This is a genomic window from Rickettsia peacockii str. Rustic (assembly GCF_000021525.1).
GTDB lineage: Bacteria > Pseudomonadota > Alphaproteobacteria > Rickettsiales > Rickettsiaceae > Rickettsia > Rickettsia rickettsii.
Window position 1 is genome coordinate 186,018 of record NC_012730.1, and the last position, 17,597, is coordinate 203,614.

A 17,597-nucleotide genomic window follows, 5' to 3' on the forward strand; every position below is an offset into this window, starting at 1 on the left:
TAATAAATTAATTAATTTTAACTAAAAATATCACAATTTAGATATTACGATATTTAATATACTGAAAGATGATTTTTATTGCATATATGATAAGAATAAGTTTTATTATAAATAAATATTAATAATTACTTAGGTTATGAGAAATAATAAAAACCAAATGTATATTATAAAAATTTTTATAGCCCTAGCTATGATTACGGGCATAATATTTTTATGTTTATTGTATTCTTCATTAACTCCGTCTAAGTTTAAGATTGGTGCGAAAACTAGTAATATGGACGATTCGCCTAAAATTAAGTTTACTCTTATAGATCAAGAAGGAAAGAAATTTGATAGTACCCATTTGCAAGGTCATTTAAGTTTGATTTATTTTGGTACTACCTATTCCTTATATGACAATCAAACACTAAAAAGAGTAGAAGTATTATTAAGATTTTGAAGAAAGAGAATATTTTAGTACAAGTAGTTTTTATTACTCTAGATTCTGAGCATGATACAAGTGAAGTATTAAAAAAATATTTAGAAAAAATAGATGATAATTTTATAGGTTTAACAGGGAGAGTCCAAGATATTGAACAATTAGCAGATCAATTTAAGGTCTTCTATACATCCAAAATATTTGATGTAAAAACAAACAAATATGAATTACAACATTCTAATTTTGTGTATTTAATTAGCAGTCAGGGAAAATTTTTAAAGCATTATTGCTTAGGCTTACCGAAAAATGGTTAACAGATAATCTCTAAGCATTTCCTATTTGTGATGAGAAATGTATTTCATCAATGCCTAAGTGTTTTAATGCATTATGCCATTTACTTTCAGGATTATCGGCAAAAATAAATTCTTTATTACAATCCATAACCAGCCATAGATTTGTCTCTAATTCTTCTTCAAGCTGCCCTGGTTTCCATGCTGTATAACCGATAATGAATAAGCTATTTTTAGGTCCTTTACCGAAAGCTATATCTTCTGAAATTTCTAAATTAGAGCTTACTGCTAAATCATTATGGAAATCCAATAACAAATTTTTATTATAATCGCTAGAATGAAGAAAAAACCCTTTTTCATGTTCTACGGGTCCGCCAAGGTATATAGGAACCATAACCGGGGTTGTTATTTCGTCATTTTTTATTTTAAAAAACGATTTTAAATCTATATGATTTACTAAGCGGTTAAATATTAATCCTATTGCTCCTTCTTCCGTGTGTGATAACATATAAATTAAGGATTTATGGTAAATGCCTTTTGTAATTACATGCGGTGTAGCAACTAGTGTTTTACCGGATAAGTTATGAAAAATTTTATCGCTCATAAATTAAACTTTAATTATATAATATATAAGATTTAAATCCTATTATTCAATAGAAGTTAACAATAATGATCACATTTTTTGATATTACTATTTTTGCTATTATTACTCTTTTCTCATTTTTCGGCTTATATCAAGGCATAATCGGGTTTGCAACTAGAATACTCGGTTTTATTACTTCTATAATGTTAGGATATTTTTTATATCCATATATTTCTGACCTAATCGGGAAATATATGGATAATGAGGTTATAAGAATAATTATTGCCGGTGTTATATCTTATGTTATTGCTTTAATTTTATGTGTTTTTATAGTTTATAAATTTCTTGCTATAATTTCATTTATGAGAAACGGTTTTATTGACAGATTCTTAGGGCTATTAGCAGGATTTGCCGTAGGTACTACTATCTCGTTAGTACTATTTTTTATAACAATGATCTTTACTTCTGAAAACTATTTTAAAAGTAAATCTTTAAAAGATTTTGTAGTAAGTAGCAAACAGAGCAAATATGGAGGAGTACTGAAAGTTGCCGTTACCACTGATTATTTAGATAAATTAAGTAAAAATATTATAGTTATAATTCCAAACGAGACTTTAAAATCTATTGAAATATTTGAAAATAAAGACCTAAATAATTTCAAAAACTCTCTTAAGAAATCGAATGATTCTAACGATGATGAGGATGTATTTTCTCGAGAATTACAAGATGAGCTTTCTAATATAGATGATGAATAGGATGTTATTTTGACGTCATTGCGAGGAAATTACGACATTATTGTGCGGATCGAAAAACGCACTCGTTGTCATCCCGTGGTTTGACCACGGGATGACAACGGACAACTGATCCACACGGGCAATGCCTGCTCGCAATGACGATTACCTACCAAACAAACACCATAACCCCTACCTTTCATTAAACCAGCCTATTTCCCTTAAATTTCATAAATCACGCCATCGTAAATAATTAATAAATATTAACTAATAGTAAATTTATTCATTAATTATTGTGCGTCGTAAATAAATAGTGTATAATGACCGATAAGTTAAGTGGTAAAATCATTAAAAGCAATAAGTTATAGGGGAAATTATAACTAATAAGAACAAAATTTTTTTAATAAACTTTTACTAGCAACCAGTAGTATTGGGCTGCTTGCAAGCATGGAGCAGTACCGTATACAAAACTTCCTAACCCCGAAGTAGCCAAATACTCTTCAACTTTAGTTGCTTCATGAGCTTGAGTAAAAAGCTTTATTTGTTCATTACTCTCCATAATGCCTTTTGCCCCATAACTAGTACCAAAAACACCCCCTGTTATTAAAGGTATTTTGCTTAACCAACTACTAAATGAAAACAAACTACTTACTCCTACAAAAAAGCTTCCTGATGCTAATTTTAAAGATAAGTAAGTGATCGGTTTATTACTTCTGAATAAGTTTTGTATTAATAATGTCAACATAGTCTACCTCCTAATTTAAGTCACCATATTTCATGGTTGTAAATGCACTATATAACAAAAGTAATCAAATATCAATCCTTTATTTAATAATAGATTAATATTTGACTTGACATTTTTTAGAAAAAACCATATATTATGGTAATATTGATCAAAAAGAGGTAGATATGCCTACGTACAAAAATTCTAAACATATTAGCACTAAAAAGCTTGCTTATATAGGTTTAGACCTCGCATATAAAACAGATGATTTAAATATTTATAAGCTAAAAGCATCAAAGGTCAATGAACAATTAACAGATAGCGGCTGGGACATACTGACTGCTTCATGTGAGAATATCAACACTGCTAAATATGCTTATAAAGCCGTCGCATTTATAAATAAAGACACTAAAGAAGTTCATATTGCTAGTGCCGGCACAAAATTCAATATATATGATTTATTAGACGACTTGCTTATCGCGCTGCACTACTTACCTACTAAACTAACTCCAATTCAGGATTTTGTTAATGAAATAATTAACAAATTAGGCGGCTTAAGTAAAGCCACAGAATATAGTTTTAATACTAGCGGTCATTCACTTGGAGCAATAATTGCAGATTTAACCTTAGTAGAAATACATTCTCGCAACCTACATTTTAATAAATCTACAACTTTTGACAGTCCTGGCTCAAAACCGATAATTGAAAGAGGCATAGAAAAAAATTTATTTACCGGAAAAGTAACAACTCCAATAAAAGAGCTAGCTACCCATTCTAAGATATATAATGCAAAACATAATCTTATTAATATTACTAATAAGCATTTTGGACAAACAACAATGGTACTTCCTGGTAAAAAAACAACACTATCACAATCAGAAGAATGGGCATCATATTTATATAATTTTGCCAAACAAAAAGTTACAAAATATCTAGGAATTAATGGAATAGTCGAAGGCTTTGAAGAAATCATAGCCGGAATCAGTAAACATGGACTTGTTAATTTTTCTGATTTGAAACAGAATATTACTTTAACCATAGATGATTGGGAAGCAGCAACACCAAAATATGCTAAAAATACTCTAAATTTAAAAAATAATTTATATAATCAAATAGTTGAAACTGAAACCGGAGCTAATTTAGTTGGGATGTATAATAATTTTCAAAGCTGCAGTCAAGAATATGCTCAGGAAGTCCAAACAACAGGAGATATAAGTAATTATCATCTATATCCTCTAATATGTTAAATAAAAAAATAAATTTATAGGCAGAAATCACCTTTCGCCTTGCATATTCATTATTTCTTATTTAGAGCAACTAAATAGATTTCCGTAGATTCACTGCGGCTGGATGAAGGTTTAAAATGTTTCACTGTTTTAAATTCACGCTTTACTTTATGTAATAATTCATTTTCTGCACCGCCACGAAAAATTTTAGCAATAAAATGACCGGAGGGTTTTAGTACTTTTAAAGCAAATTCAAAAGCTTGCTCACATAAAAGTAAGGTTCTTATATGGTCTGTAGCTTTATGACCTATGGTATTTGATGCCATATCACTCATTACTATATCAGCTCTACCGTCTAAAGCCTGAATAATTAATTCTTCCGTATCTGCTTCAAAAAAGTCCTTTTGAACAAATTCAACTCCAGCAACATGTTCAATTTCTAACACATCGATAGAGATTATTTTATTATTTAGGTTATTATCCGAAGCTTTAATCAGCTTAGAAGCTACTTGACTCCATCCCCCAGGAGCTGCTCCTAGATCAACAATTTTCATGTTAGGAATAAAAAGTTTAAATTTTTCATGAATTTCAAGTAGTTTATATGCAGCTCTCGACCTAAAGCCGTCTATACGTGCTTTTGCAACATACGGATCGTTTAATTGGCGTCTAAGCCAATTACTAGAAGAGACGGTGCGTTTTTTAGAAGTCTTAACTCTAACGAATTTATTTCTATAACCGCTTAAATTATTTGTCATAAAATCTTTTATACTTATAAATAAATGAAGAATAAGTAGACGAAGTTTAATCTGGAAAAGAGCAAGGAATCCACAAGACGAGGCACGAAAGCCGTTAATAATACTTGAGTACCACAGTACTTATAGCCAATTTTTCAAATTAAACGAGTATGCTCTTTTGCTATTTTATCTAATACAGAATTAACAAAACCAATTTCATGCTCATTTAACATATCATTTGCTATGTCCGTATATTCGTTGATTACTACTTTAGCAGGCGTAGTAGGGCAAAATAATAGCTCACATATACTAACACGCAATAAAGCTCGGAGTAAGATCGGCATATGTGCAGGATCTTTATCATTTGTTAAATGATTGTCGATAATTTCGTCTAGTTTATGAATATTTTCAAATACTGACTTTACCAGCATTTTAAAATGACTTATACTTAATGATATTTTTAAATTCTCAGGTAAATCTGTTATAGAATTATTATTTTGATAAAAAGAAAGTACATTTTGCATGATATCATCCATATCGTCGTTATTTTGCAATATGTTTTGATAAATAGCTTGCACTGCTGCAATACGTGCAATCGACTTTTTATTAATTTTATTTGAACTCATAGAGAAAAGAAATTTAAAATTTAATTTTCGTCAATGCGTAAGGTGATATGGCGTGATGTCATTCCCGTGAAAGCGGGAATCCAGTAATTCAAAAACATAAATACTATTAGTTTTTAAAACTAATACATTTGGATTACTTCATTTTTTTTCTGTGGATTCCCGCTTTCGCGGGAATGACATCGGAAACCAAGGAGCAACGTCCACTCACAACGACGGAATGATATCTATAACCTTACAATGTATACCTTAAAATAATTTATTAGTAAACTTATAAAATTTTTATGCTCTCTATAATAGGATTTATTATAACAATTAGTATCTTGGTATTTATCCATGAATTTGGGCATTATTGTATTGCTAGATATTTTAATGTAAAAGTTGAGGAGTTCTCGATAGGTTTCGGTAAAGCACTAATAGGCATTACCGATAAAAAAGGAGTTAGGTGGAAGATTTGCCTTATACCGCTTGGTGGTTATGTCAAGATTTACGGCTATGATCGCAGCCTTATGGATAAGACTAAAGAAGTTAACGAAAAAGTAGCTTTTGATGCTAAATCTTGTTTAGAACGTTTTTTAATCGTTGCAGCAGGTCCGTTAATTAATTATTTACTTGCCATAATAATATTTGCAGGTTTTTATTGTTACTTTGGAAAAACAGAGATTCCTCCTATAATAGGTAATGTAGTAGCTTCATCACCGGCAGAGAGAGCAGACTTAAGAGCAGGAGATAAAATTGTTAAGGTTAACGATAAATCTGTTAAAGATTTCGGGGACGTACAAAGAGAGATATTAATTAACGGTTTTAGCTCTTCTACTTTAACTATAGAAAGAAAAAGTGAGGAATTTATCGTTAATATAATGCCTCAAGAAATAATTATATCACCTCCCGAAGAAAAGCAAGTTAAGAAAACTCTTCGCATCGGTATTATAGCTAAAAATGAACCTATTCATACTAAAATAGGAATTTTAGGAGGATTATGGGAAGCTATTAATACTACTATAGATATGTCTGCTTTAACTCTAAACGCAATATCGCAAATGATTGTAGGAAAACGTTCATTCGATGAGATAGGAGGGCCGATAGCTATTGCTAAAGAGTCAGGCAAATCTATAGCTGGTGGAACCCAAATGTATCTGTTATTTATAGCAATGCTTTCCGTTAATTTAGGGTTACTTAACTTACTACCTATACCGGTGCTTGACGGCGGACATTTAGTATTTATATTATATGAAGCAATTACAGGTAAATTACCGCATCCTAAGACTAAAAATATTTTGTTACAATTAGGAGCAATAATCATAATTTTTCTTATTATAATTGCTGTTTCCAACGATATACAAAATTTGTTTTCCTAAATTATAGATTTGCTTGCTCTCGTTTATATTATCTACTATAGTGGAGTACATTAATTATGTTTGAATGCATTAGTTAGGAGAACTTTGTATTATTCTTAGCTAAAAGCGGAAATCCAGTTCTTTGTCATACCGCGACTTGAACGCGGTATCTAATTTATTATTTTTACCGTGGTCAAGCCACGGGGGATGACATTGGGTTTAAACACAGAAATTTAAATTAAATCTTAAAGAAGGTTTTAGGTGACAATCAGATCAATTAGTAAGTTAACAATTTTATTATTAACGATTTTTTATTATCATATTTCATTAGCTGACTCTGTAATTCGTAAAATAACTATCGAAGGTAATCATAGGGTTGAGCGTTCTACCATTGAGAGATATTTAAAGCTTAAGGTAGGAGAAACCTATAATAATTCTAAAGAAGATGAGGTAATAAAACGTTTATATGCCACCTCACTTTTTAGAAATATAAATATGCATATAACAAATGATGGTAATTTAATAGTTAACGTTACTGAAACGCCTTTTATAAGTAGTGTAGTATTTAGCGGTAATTCTAAAATCAAAACTAATATGCTCGCTAAAGAAATTTACACAATGTCGGGTGAATCTCTTAGCCAAGCTAAAATTGAATTAGATGTAAAGAAAATATTAGAAATTTATAAACGTAGCGGACATTTTGCTACTACGGTAACACCTAAAATCGAAAATTTAGAAAACAACAGAGTTAAGGTTATTTTTGATATAGCAGAAGGACCAAAAACCGGTATTAACTATATTTATTTTAGCGGTAATGAAAATTATAGTGATTCAGAACTTAAATCTATTGTTTTAACTAAAGAATCTCGTTGGTTTCGTTTTTTAGAAAGTAACGATACTTACGATCCTGATAGAATGGAGTATGATAAAGAATTACTGAGAGAATTTTATCAATCTGTAGGTTTTGCAGATTTTAGAGTAATTTCGGCATCGGCAGAACTCAATAATACTAAAGAATATTTCACCCTTACCTATTCCATTGAAGAGGGAGAAAAATATAGCTTCGGTAATATTACAATAGACAATAAATTAACTAATATAGATATAACACCGCTTAATAAAATTGTTAATATTAAGCAAGGCAAGGTTTTCAATATGAAAAAGGTTGATGATATAGCTGAAAAAATCGGAGAATATTTTACAGCGAACGGTTACCCTGCGGTAAATGTTTATCCGGATATAATGAAAAATGCTAATCATACTGCAGATATTAAATTTATTATTGAAAAAGCCGATAAGGTTTATATTAATAAAATTAATATTATTAATAACCTTAAAACCGAAGACCCTGTTATAAGAAGAGAATTTAAAATAGAAGAAAGTGATATAATTAATCGTTCATATATTGAAAAAGGTGAGCGTAATCTTAGAAATTTAGATTATTTTGAGAAAGTAGCAATTAGCTTAGCTCCGACTAAAGCTAAAGATAAATATGATGTTAACGTTGAAGTTGATGAAAAATCTACTTCCTCTATAGGTTTTGATTTAGGATATAATACTGCCGGTGGTTTATTCGGACGTTTCTCTTTCTTAGAGCGTAATTTAGTCGGTACCGGGAAACTGCTTAATGCCGGTGTGCAAGTAAGTAAAAACACTACAAGCTATTACGGTGGTATTACCGCACCGCACTTTTTAGATCATGATTTATCACTTGGCGTAAACATATTTAGAAACTATACCGGACGCGGTGCTAGTGTATTAAATACAACTGATCAAAGCTATAAGTTACACTCTATAGGAGTCAAAACTTCTCTTGGTTATGAAATTAAAGAGGATTTAGGTCACGAAATAGATTATTTAATCAAACGTGATATTTTAAGTGCTCCAACTCCATCGAGCTCAATATTCTTAAAGGAGCAAATGGGAAGATTCATTACTTCTGCTATAGGACATACTATTACTTATGATCAAACCGATAATAAAATTGTTCCAAAGAACGGTTATTTAGTAAGCGGCACACAAGAATTTGCCGGCGTTGGAGGTGATAACAAATATATAAAGCATGAAGTTGACGGTAAATATTATAAATCTTTCATACATAACAAGCTTACTTTAAAATTATCTGCTTCCGGAGGCGATATTGCAGGGCTTGGAGGAAAAATTATTAGAATTTCCGATCGCTTTAATTTAGGTGATTATAGTTTAAGAGGCTTTGCAAGCGGTGGTGTAGGACCTCGTGAAAAGATCACTAACGAAGGACTTGGTGGTGAGCGATATTACACATTCTCAACAGAGCTTAATTTCCCAACACCTATACCTGAGGAATTTAATTTAACCGGTACAGTCTTTATGGATTTAGGAAGCGTTTGGGGAGTAGGCCTAAATAAGAAACAATATCAAACTCCAAACGGTTTTTATAACGATAAATCTCTTAGAGCTTCCATTGGTTTCGGCTTTATTTGGGTAACACGTTTTGCACCAATCAGAATGGATTGGGGTTTCCCGGTTAAGAAGAAGAAATATGACGATACGCAGCATTTCCATTTAAGATTTTCGACGCATTTATAAAGATGTCTCATTGTCACCCCGTGGCTTGACCACGAGGTCCAATTAAGGATGCTAGTCTTTTAGCATTTTAAAATTTTTTATTGGATTGCCACGCTCCTTGTCAGTCGTCGCTCGCAATGACGAAACATGTCTCGTAGGAATCCATATCTCAGCATAATATAATCATATTTCAGCCGATGTAGCTCAGCTGGTAGAGCGGCGCATTCGTAATGCGTAGGTCTGGGGTTCAAATCCCCACATTGGCACCATCTTCTAAATAAAACTATAGCCCTATTTGTGATAGGCGTGGTAGAACCTGATATACTAATAATGTTTAGAAAAACGCATTCGTGTCATACCGTGGCTTGACCACGATATCCAAAAAAATAACTTAAAATACTAATCATTTATTATCACCCTCAATTCAAGTGGTCAAAAAGTCCAGCATCTAAAGAACCTAAAACGGTTTTAAAAAATGCTTATAACATAAGTAATGATACTGAAAAACTTATTGCTGTTGATATAAAAAATGACCAGTTTGTAATATTTGATAATACAAGTGGTAATGTAGCTCATGTAAGGACATATCAAGAAATAGAGAGAGATGCTGTTTTAAAAAATAACCTAATCACAACAAAAATATGCAAATAAGGTAATAAAAACTTTAATGAAACCTCGAAGCGGTATAAATTATTAGAATAACAAAATAAAATAAACAATGACAGATAAATTATGGTATGCAAAAATAAATGAAGAAGATGCATATATCAGAAAAACACTTCAAGAATATATAGATTTATATTTTTTTGATTCTGTAGAATTTAAAGCAGTAGAAGATATAACCTTAGAAAATTTAGGTGAATTTTTAGAAGTAATGTTAAAACATTATCAACAATATCATTTTCATTTAGGCGAATTATATGATACTGGAGAAATATTAGAAGAATATTTCGATTATGTTTTTATGGATGATGAAAAATATATACATTATCCTAAATATTCTAAAGAGGATAGACCTAATTTAGGTTGGTTATTGATAGTAACTTATATACAAATGTGTAATCCAAGACTATTTCCAGAAGATGTCCCGCATTTAATAGAATTTTTACACGCTAAAGATGGAGAAGTGACAAAGGCTCAAGAAAAGCTAAATACCTACCTTGCCCAATTTGATTTAATGAAAAGACAAGATGAAGATTACAGATGCTGGGAAGCAATCACGAAAGAACGTCAGCAAGCTATAGCAGAAAATAAACCTTTACCAATAAGACCTATGAGTATTGAACTATCAAAATGCTTGAAAGAGTGAAGTGGGAAACTTTGTTAAGACCATCATAGAGCTAGCGAAAGCATCGGGAGTACAGCTGGCGAAGATGATAGCGATAGAGAAAGTAACGGAACTTGCAGTAAATGCTGTAAATAACAACGCACTATCTGGTTTAGGGCAGAAGATAGAGAATAAAATAGCGGGGAGCGTTACTCCAACTTTAAATTCTAATAACGGGATATTGCTAAGTGCTTACAGTCGTTTAGAGCAGGACGGTAACAAGAGAATATGACGCCATTCGTGATTCCCTGAGCCAATAAATATAGGCCAGATTGCAGCAACTGCGGTAATGCACTTTATTAACCGCAAGGTCACCTGAGTATTTTAAACTGGATCTCGCTACAAATGAGCTAGGATGACAGGGTGGAATTAATCCATGCAACAACACCAATGCTACACGGAAATGACAATAAGGTCTTTTTAAGCATGGGGTAAAATAAAACTACCTTTTTTAGGTAATTCCATTATATTTTGTAAAGAATTATAAGTTGTTGCTAAAAAATAATATATACTTTTTATATAAAAAGTGAAAGCCAATTGTCACCTTTTATATTCAACTTCTTAAGCCGAATAGCAGATTATGTAATAATTCGCTATTTGTGTTAATTAACTATTATCTTTTTTCTTGGAGGAATATAGATTGTTTCATCTTCAGCATGCGAAATCTTTTCTAAAAGTCTGATAAAACGGTCGTTATTAGGTACTAGCTTTACTATCGCCCACCCCTCTTCTATTGATTTCTTTATGCGTTCTATATCAGATTTATGCTCTGAAAAAGATATAACTTTTTGTGCTGGGTTTTGCATATTGATAAATCAATTATAGTTAATTCAATACTATAGTAAATATTTTTAATAAATCAATCACATATTTATTATTTGCTAAATATAAATAAAATGATTACCATATATTATGTCTTGTTTACTTATATCCTAATAAATAGTTTAATTAAAAATTAAAAGTTGTACGATGATTTTTTATTTTAAACATATATGTCCCTTATTAACTTTATTTAATTTAAACTGTATAATTTAATTATGTCAAATGATAATTTACAACCGCCTGCTCTTTCTAAAAAGCAATTATTTGCTTTTTTTGGTATGGTTGTCGGCATGTTTATGTCGGTACTTGATATTCAAATTGTCGCTAGCTCATTATCCGTAATAGCTGCCGGTCTTGCCGCTTCAAGCGATGAACTTTCTTGGGTTCAAACATCGTACTTAATATCTGAAGTTATCATTATTCCTATTACCGGCTTTTTAGCAAGGTTACTTACTACTAGAATTTCTTATTTTATTGCAGCTTTAGGGTTTACGGTTATGAGCGTATTATGTTCGTTTGCAACTAATATTGAATCCATGATTATCTTTAGAGCATTACAAGGCTTTTTTGGCGGTGCTATGATACCGACGGTCTTTAGTACCGTTTTTATACTTTTTCCTGCATCGCAACGTCCTATCGTTACTATCTTAATTGGACTTGTCGTAACTGTTGCCCCTACTTTAGGACCTACACTCGGTGGATATATTACGGAGATTTTATCATGGCATTTTATGTTTTTATTAAACGTCATACCCGGTATTTTCGTATGCACGGTAGTTTTTTTATATGGGGATTTTGATAAACCAAATTATAAATTACTGAAAAATTTTGATTTTCTCGGTATATTATTAATGGCTTTAACGCTTGGCTTATTACAGTATGTGTTAGAAGAAGGAAACAAAAAAGGTTGGCTTGAGGATAATTTAATATTATTCTTAAGTATTACAGTAGTTTTAGGTTTTATTTTATTAATCATTAGAGAACTAACCTTTATTAATCCAATTTTAGACTTAAAAACATTTCTTTATAAAGACTTTACTTTTGGTTGCCTTTATTCGTTCGTTATGGGTATCGGATTATACGGGGCAGTATATATATTACCGCTATTTCTCTTTACTATTGCCGGATATGATACATTACAAATCGGGGCTACTATGATGGTGGCGGGCGGAGCACAATTTTTATCTGCACCACTCGCCGGTAGAATGTTAGGGTTAGGGGTAGATTTACGCCTGATGCTTATTATAGGGCTTGGAGGGTTTGCTCTTGGATGTCATTTGAATAGTTTTCTAACGCCTGATTCTAAATTTGCTGCATTTGTGCTTCCTCAATTTATTAGAGGGCTTTCATTAATGTTTTGTTTTATACCGACTAATAATATAGCTCTTGGCAATATGCCGAAAGAAAGAGTAGGTAACGCTAGCGGGCTTTATAATCTTACTCGTAATTTAGGAGGAGCGGTAGGGCTTGCAATAATCAGTACTATACTTACTAATGATACTAAAACCTTTATGCAATATTTATCGGAAAATATCTCGTCTACTTCTATAATGGCATTAGAACAACTAGATTCTTATACTGAATTATTAAGCGGAAAAGTTTTAAATCCCGAAAAAGCATCATATTTGTTATTAGCAAACAAATTAAATCATGATGCTTTTGTAATTGCAATAAATAATATATTTAATATGATAGGGCTGTTATTTGTATTTATAATGCTACTAATACCTTTTACTTCAAATATCAAATTAACCGAAAATGTTAATGCTCACTAAAATTAAATTTATATTATATTTTCCTTGGTTATTATTAGAAATATGGAAATCGGCTTTCGCGGTTATTAAAATAATTTGGCAAAGAAAGATAGGAATAGAGCCAGTTTTTGAATGGGTTGACGCAGAAGGGCTAGAAGAAATAGGCGAAATAATTTATGGTAATTCGATTACTCTAACTCCAGGTACAGTAACACTTGATATAAATAATAATATGTTATTAGTGCATGCACTCAATAAATCATCGATTACCGACCTACAAAGAGGTATAATGATTAAAAAAATTAAGCAGATATTAAAAACAACTTGAAGCAGAAAATGATATCAGATATAAACGCTCTAAAGTATAAAAAAGTTTTACTTAAAGTGTCAGGGGAAGCTTTAATGGGAGATAAGCAATTTGGGCATGAATATGACGTAATAAAAAAGATTGCCATCGATATTAAAGAAGTTATCGATTTAGGAGTAGAAGTCGCTATTGTAGTCGGCGGTGGAAATATTTACCGCGGGATTAATGCAGCACTTGTCGGTATGGACCGAGCTTCAGCGGATTATATAGGTATGCTTGCAACGGTGATTAATGCTTTAACTTTACAAAACGTTATGGAAAGCCTCAATATCTATACAAGAGTTCTATCGGCTATTCCTATGATGAGCGTGTGCGAACCTTATATTCGCCGCAAAGCTAAAAGACATATGGAAAAAAAGCGTGTAGTAATTTTTGCCGGCGGTACGGGTAACCCGTTTTGTACAACCGATAGTGCCGCAGTACTTCGCGCAATCGAAATGAATTGCGATATTTTATTAAAAGCAACTCAGGTTGACGGTGTATATGATTCCGACCCTAAAAAAAATCCGGATGCTAAAAAATATTTCACTATTAGCTATAAAGATGTTATAACTAATAACCTGCAAGTCATGGATACGGCAGCTATTGCAGTTGCAAGAGAAAATAAATTACCTATAAGGGTGTTTTCGATAAAAGAACAGGGAAATTTTGCTAGAGTAATACAAGATAAAGGGGAATATACGACAATTGAGGAATAATATATTGTAGTGTGAATTGTTGTATGATTTTTATGTCATTCCCGCATAGGTGTTGTTGTGTAGAGACTAAATCGTCATTGCGAGCAGCCGTAGGCTGCGTGACAATCTAGAAAGAATAATAAAAAATTCTGTAGATCAGAATTTTTACTAGATTGCTTCGTCAAAACTTATAGTTTTTCCTTGCAATGACGGAAAAACCAATCTACGCGGGAATTACATCGGGGGCATTGCCTAATACATATAACAATGTCTCAATTCGTGTACTAATAATATATGGATAAATAAAGATGGATAAAGAGCATTTAAAGAAAAACTTACAAGAAAAGATGGAGAAAGCTCTAAAAGTTTTAGATCATGAGCTTAAAGGGCTACGTACCGGTAGAGCTTCAGTGAATTTACTTGATAGCGTAACCGTGGAAGCTTACGGGAGTAAAATGCCGCTTTCACAAGTTGCTTCTCTATCCACCCCTGATGCACGAACAATTAACGTGCAGGTTTGGGATAAATCTATGGTATCATCGGTAGAGAAAGGAATTACGATAGCAAATCTTGGCTTAACTCCTGCAACGGACGGTCAATTAATCAGACTGCCGATACCGGCTTTAACTGAAGAAAGACGTACAGAACTGGTCAAACTTGCTCATAAATACGGTGAAGATACTAAAATTTCATTACGTAATATTAGAAGAGACGGCAATGAAGCACTTAAAAAGTTAGAAAAGGATAACGTTATCGCAAAAGATGAGCATCATAGCTTATCTGAACAAGTACAAAAGCTAACCGATGATTATAGTAGTAAAGTTGACTCGGTAATAAAACAAAAAGAACAAGAAATAATGACTGTTTGATTTTCTATGTCATTCCTGCTTTAGATTTGTTGCGTGGATACTAAATCATCATTGCGAGGAGGCATTGTTGCGTGGACCGGTAAAATCCACTGTGTCACCCCGTGGCTTGACCACAGGGTCTATAAAAACAATAAAAAATACTAATAATTTTATTTTTAACTGGATCCCGCAATCAAGTCGCGGGATGACAGCAGTGGAATTGATCCACGCAACAATACCTTGCGAGGAGAAAAGCGACGTGGCAATCCAGAAAAATCGATCCATGCAACAATGCTAAGCGAGAATGACATAAATTGAATCTATACTGACAAAATAAAATGACAAAATTAGTTAGAGATTTAATTCCAGAAATTATCTTAAAATCAGGCAGGATACCAGTTACTCATATCGCTGAATCATATGAGTATAAAGAATTATTAAAAAATAAACTACTAGAAGAAGTAGAGGAAATTTTACAAGATGAGTATATGGAGAAGTTGCCGATATATTAGAAATACTTGAAACAATCTGTAATATTAATGGCTATAAACTAAAAGATATATTAAAAATTAAAAAACAAAAAAAGAAAGTTAATGGTGGTTTTGATAATAAGATAATTTTAGAAAAAATAACTAATTAGCTTTTTTGCCTTAATAAAATAAAGAATCGGCTATAGAACCTTGTATCACAGGCTGTATCCAGGATCTAGCTCAACAAGTCGCAGGACGACAGAAATACCGTTACAAACAGGCAAGCCTTCACAGGAATAACATCAGACTATACCACTCAAAATAATAAAACTATGATAACAAAAGAAGAAGCACAGAAAATAGCAAAATTAGCTAGATTAAAATTTGAAGAAGATACTATAGAAAAATTTTTTACTCAGCTTAGTACTATTATGGATATGATCGATATTTTAAATGAAATAGATTGCAAAGATATAGAGCCTTTAACTTCGGTTTGTAATATGAATGCTAGAATGCGAGAGGACGCCGTTACAAGTTCTGATTTATCAAGTGAGTTATTTGATAATGTAAGTGGAAATAGTGCTCAGCTGGCTAAAGAAGTAAAATATTTTATCACTCCAAAGGTTGTTGAATAATTATGACGGAACTAAACAAACTAACAGTAGCAGACAGTATAAAAGGTCTAAAAAATAAAGATTTTACAAGTACGGAATTAATAGGTGCACATATTAAACAAATAGAGAAGCATAGAAACCTAAATGCTTATGTTACCGAAACTTTTGACTTAGCTTTAAAACAGGCTGAAGCAGCCGATCAAAATTATGCTCAAAATAACGCAAGAACCCTTGAGGGTATCCCGTTTGCCGCTAAAGATCTTTTCTGCACGAAAGGAATTAGAACTACGGCATGTTCTAATATACTGAAAAATTTTATACCTAATTATGAATCAAGTGTTACACAAAATATTTTTGATAAGGGCGGTGTGATGCTCGGCAAAACCAATATGGATGAGTTTGCTATGGGTTCAGCAAATATCACTAGTTGTTTTGGAAATGTAATTAGCCCTTGGAAAGCAAATGATGATAATGCTGATTTAGTTCCAGGCGGTTCTTCAGGCGGTTCAGCTGCAGCAGTTAGCGGATTTATGGCATCTGCTGCTCTTGGTAGCGATACGGGCGGCTCGGTACGTCAACCTGCAAGCTTTACGGGTTTAGTCGGTTTTAAACCGACATATGGTCGTTGCTCAAGATACGGAATGATATCGTTTGCTAGCTCCCTTGATCAAGCAGGAATATTTACTAGAAGCGTTTTAGACAGTAGCATTATGCTTGAAGCAATGATGGGGTTTGACGAAAAAGATTCTACTTCGATTAAAGCAGAAGTTCCAGAGCTACAATCCGCTATCGGAAGTTCTATGAAAAATATGAAGATAGGCGTACCTCTTAGCCTTGGTGAGGGCAGTATTATTGAACCTGATATTATGAAAATGTGGCAGGATACCATAGAACTACTTAAAAACGCCGGTGCTGAAATAGTTGATATTACTTTGCCGCATGCTAAATACGGTGTTGCTGTTTATTACGTAATAGCACCGGCTGAAGCTTCTTCAAATTTATCTAGATATGACGGCATTAGATACGGTCTTCGAGTAGAACGTGAAAATATGACGCTTGACGAAATGTATGAAATGACTAGATCAACCGGATTTGGGGAGGAAGTAAAACGTCGTATTATGATTGGAACATATGTGCTATCATCTAGTGGTATGGATGCATATTATCTAAAAGCTCAAAAAGTACGTCGTTTAGTTGCAAACGATTTTAATAATGCTTTTGCAAAAGTTGATGCCATTTTATTACCGGCTGCCCCGACTGCAGCTTTTAAGATTGGTGAAAAACAAAATGATCCGACTATTATGTATTTAAACGATTTATTTACTATTCCTGCAAGTTTAGCCGGTTTACCTTGTGCATCGGTTCCTGCTGGATTATCGGCACGCGGTTTACCTCTTGGGATACAGATTATAGGTAAACAATTAGACGAATATAATGTTTTGAAAGTAGCATCGACAATTGAGTCAGGTGTAAAACATATTAAATTTGAACCAAAGGGTTTTTAA

Annotated in this window: 17 protein-coding genes, 1 tRNA gene and 2 pseudogenes; 15 read left to right on the forward strand and 5 right to left on the reverse strand. The window is 32.4% G+C overall.

Annotation, left to right across the window (positions count from 1 at the left end; translation table 11 throughout):
* The first annotated feature begins 136 nt into the window (after positions 1-136).
* Positions 137-732, forward strand: a pseudogene (locus RPR_RS01185) (SCO family protein).
* A 10-nt stretch (positions 733-742) separates the two neighbouring features.
* Here the strand turns inward: RPR_RS01185 and RPR_RS01190 are convergent.
* Positions 743-1,312 carry a YqgE/AlgH family protein gene (locus RPR_RS01190; protein ID WP_012736445.1) on the reverse strand — a complete coding sequence of 190 codons (570 nt, stop codon included), beginning with the start codon at positions 1,310-1,312 and terminating at the stop codon, positions 743-745.
* 65 nt (positions 1,313-1,377) lie between these two features.
* On the opposite strand from RPR_RS01190, the gene RPR_RS01195 reads away from it, so the two are divergent.
* On the forward strand, positions 1,378-2,046 hold the full coding sequence (locus tag RPR_RS01195) for a CvpA family protein (RefSeq protein ID WP_012736446.1): 669 nt from the start codon (positions 1,378-1,380) through the stop codon (positions 2,044-2,046).
* A gap of 427 nt (positions 2,047-2,473) precedes the next feature.
* Here RPR_RS01195 and RPR_RS01200 read toward each other — a convergent pair.
* A pseudogene (locus RPR_RS01200) lies at positions 2,474-2,767 on the reverse strand (hypothetical protein); the annotation flags it as partial.
* A gap of 164 nt (positions 2,768-2,931) precedes the next feature.
* Between RPR_RS01200 and RPR_RS01205 the strand changes: the two are divergent.
* On the forward strand, positions 2,932-3,993 hold the full coding sequence (locus tag RPR_RS01205; RefSeq protein WP_012736447.1) for a hypothetical protein: 1,062 nt from the start codon (positions 2,932-2,934) through the stop codon (positions 3,991-3,993).
* A 50-nt stretch (positions 3,994-4,043) separates the two neighbouring features.
* Here RPR_RS01205 and RPR_RS01210 read toward each other — a convergent pair whose 3' ends face one another.
* Together RPR_RS01210 and nusB are read right to left on the reverse strand one after the other, a co-directional pair.
* Positions 4,044-4,727 carry an RlmE family RNA methyltransferase gene (locus RPR_RS01210; RefSeq protein ID WP_012736448.1) on the reverse strand — a complete coding sequence of 228 codons (684 nt, stop codon included), beginning with the start codon at positions 4,725-4,727 and terminating at the stop codon, positions 4,044-4,046.
* Positions 4,728-4,861: 134 nt separating this feature from the next.
* On the reverse strand, positions 4,862-5,332 hold the full coding sequence (gene nusB / locus RPR_RS01215) for a transcription antitermination factor NusB (RefSeq protein ID WP_012736449.1): 471 nt from the start codon (positions 5,330-5,332) through the stop codon (positions 4,862-4,864).
* 281 nt (positions 5,333-5,613) lie between these two features.
* Here nusB and rseP point away from each other — a divergent pair, with 281 nt between their 5' ends.
* The 5 genes from rseP to RPR_RS01240 all read left to right on the forward strand — a co-directional run bounded on the left by rseP (position 5,614) and on the right by RPR_RS01240 (position 10,772).
* Positions 5,614-6,687: an RIP metalloprotease RseP gene (gene rseP, locus RPR_RS01220; protein WP_004996601.1), complete on the forward strand. Its 1,074-nt coding sequence runs from the start codon at positions 5,614-5,616 to the stop codon at positions 6,685-6,687.
* A gap of 240 nt (positions 6,688-6,927) precedes the next feature.
* A complete protein-coding gene (gene bamA / locus RPR_RS01225) occupies positions 6,928-9,234 on the forward strand; it encodes an outer membrane protein assembly factor BamA (RefSeq protein ID WP_012736450.1) in 2,307 nt (768 codons plus the stop codon).
* Positions 9,235-9,406: 172 nt separating this feature from the next.
* Positions 9,407-9,482: transfer RNA gene (locus tag RPR_RS01230), tRNA-Thr, on the forward strand.
* A 449-nt stretch (positions 9,483-9,931) separates the two neighbouring features.
* Complete coding sequence (locus RPR_RS01235; protein WP_012736451.1) at positions 9,932-10,522, forward strand: hypothetical protein; 591 nt, start codon at positions 9,932-9,934, stop codon at positions 10,520-10,522.
* Positions 10,523-10,586: 64 nt separating this feature from the next.
* Entirely contained in the window at positions 10,587-10,772 is a 186-nt protein-coding gene (locus RPR_RS01240) for a hypothetical protein (RefSeq protein WP_014273210.1), read from the forward strand.
* A gap of 370 nt (positions 10,773-11,142) precedes the next feature.
* On the opposite strand, the gene RPR_RS01245 is transcribed toward RPR_RS01240, so the two are convergent.
* Positions 11,143-11,346 (reverse strand): DUF2674 domain-containing protein, encoded by a 204-nt coding sequence (locus RPR_RS01245; RefSeq protein WP_085065602.1) that lies wholly within the window; start codon positions 11,344-11,346, stop codon positions 11,143-11,145.
* Between the two features lie 231 nt (positions 11,347-11,577).
* On the opposite strand from RPR_RS01245, the gene RPR_RS01250 reads away from it, so the two are divergent.
* The 7 genes from RPR_RS01250 to gatA all read left to right on the forward strand — a co-directional run bounded on the left by RPR_RS01250 (position 11,578) and on the right by gatA (position 17,597).
* A complete protein-coding gene (locus RPR_RS01250; protein WP_012736452.1) occupies positions 11,578-13,137 on the forward strand; it encodes a DHA2 family efflux MFS transporter permease subunit in 1,560 nt (519 codons plus the stop codon).
* Positions 13,121-13,444, forward strand: coding sequence for a monovalent cation/H+ antiporter subunit E (locus RPR_RS01255; RefSeq protein WP_004996606.1), 324 nt, complete (start codon positions 13,121-13,123; stop codon positions 13,442-13,444). Before RPR_RS01250 ends, RPR_RS01255 begins: the two co-directional genes overlap by 17 nt.
* An 8-nt stretch (positions 13,445-13,452) precedes the next feature.
* Positions 13,453-14,181 carry a UMP kinase gene (gene pyrH / locus RPR_RS01260; RefSeq protein ID WP_004996607.1) on the forward strand — a complete coding sequence of 243 codons (729 nt, stop codon included), beginning with the start codon at positions 13,453-13,455 and terminating at the stop codon, positions 14,179-14,181.
* 287 nt (positions 14,182-14,468) lie between these two features.
* Positions 14,469-15,029 (forward strand): ribosome recycling factor, encoded by a 561-nt coding sequence (gene frr, locus RPR_RS01265; RefSeq protein WP_012736453.1) that lies wholly within the window; start codon positions 14,469-14,471, stop codon positions 15,027-15,029.
* 317 nt (positions 15,030-15,346) lie between these two features.
* Positions 15,347-15,520, forward strand: coding sequence for a hypothetical protein (locus RPR_RS08460; RefSeq protein ID WP_010976865.1), 174 nt, complete (start codon positions 15,347-15,349; stop codon positions 15,518-15,520).
* 290 nt (positions 15,521-15,810) lie between these two features.
* Positions 15,811-16,113 carry an Asp-tRNA(Asn)/Glu-tRNA(Gln) amidotransferase subunit GatC gene (gene gatC, locus RPR_RS01270; RefSeq protein WP_012736454.1) on the forward strand — a complete coding sequence of 101 codons (303 nt, stop codon included), beginning with the start codon at positions 15,811-15,813 and terminating at the stop codon, positions 16,111-16,113.
* 2 nt (positions 16,114-16,115) lie between these two features.
* Positions 16,116-17,597 carry an Asp-tRNA(Asn)/Glu-tRNA(Gln) amidotransferase subunit GatA gene (gatA, locus tag RPR_RS01275; protein WP_012736455.1) on the forward strand — a complete coding sequence of 494 codons (1,482 nt, stop codon included), beginning with the start codon at positions 16,116-16,118 and terminating at the stop codon, positions 17,595-17,597.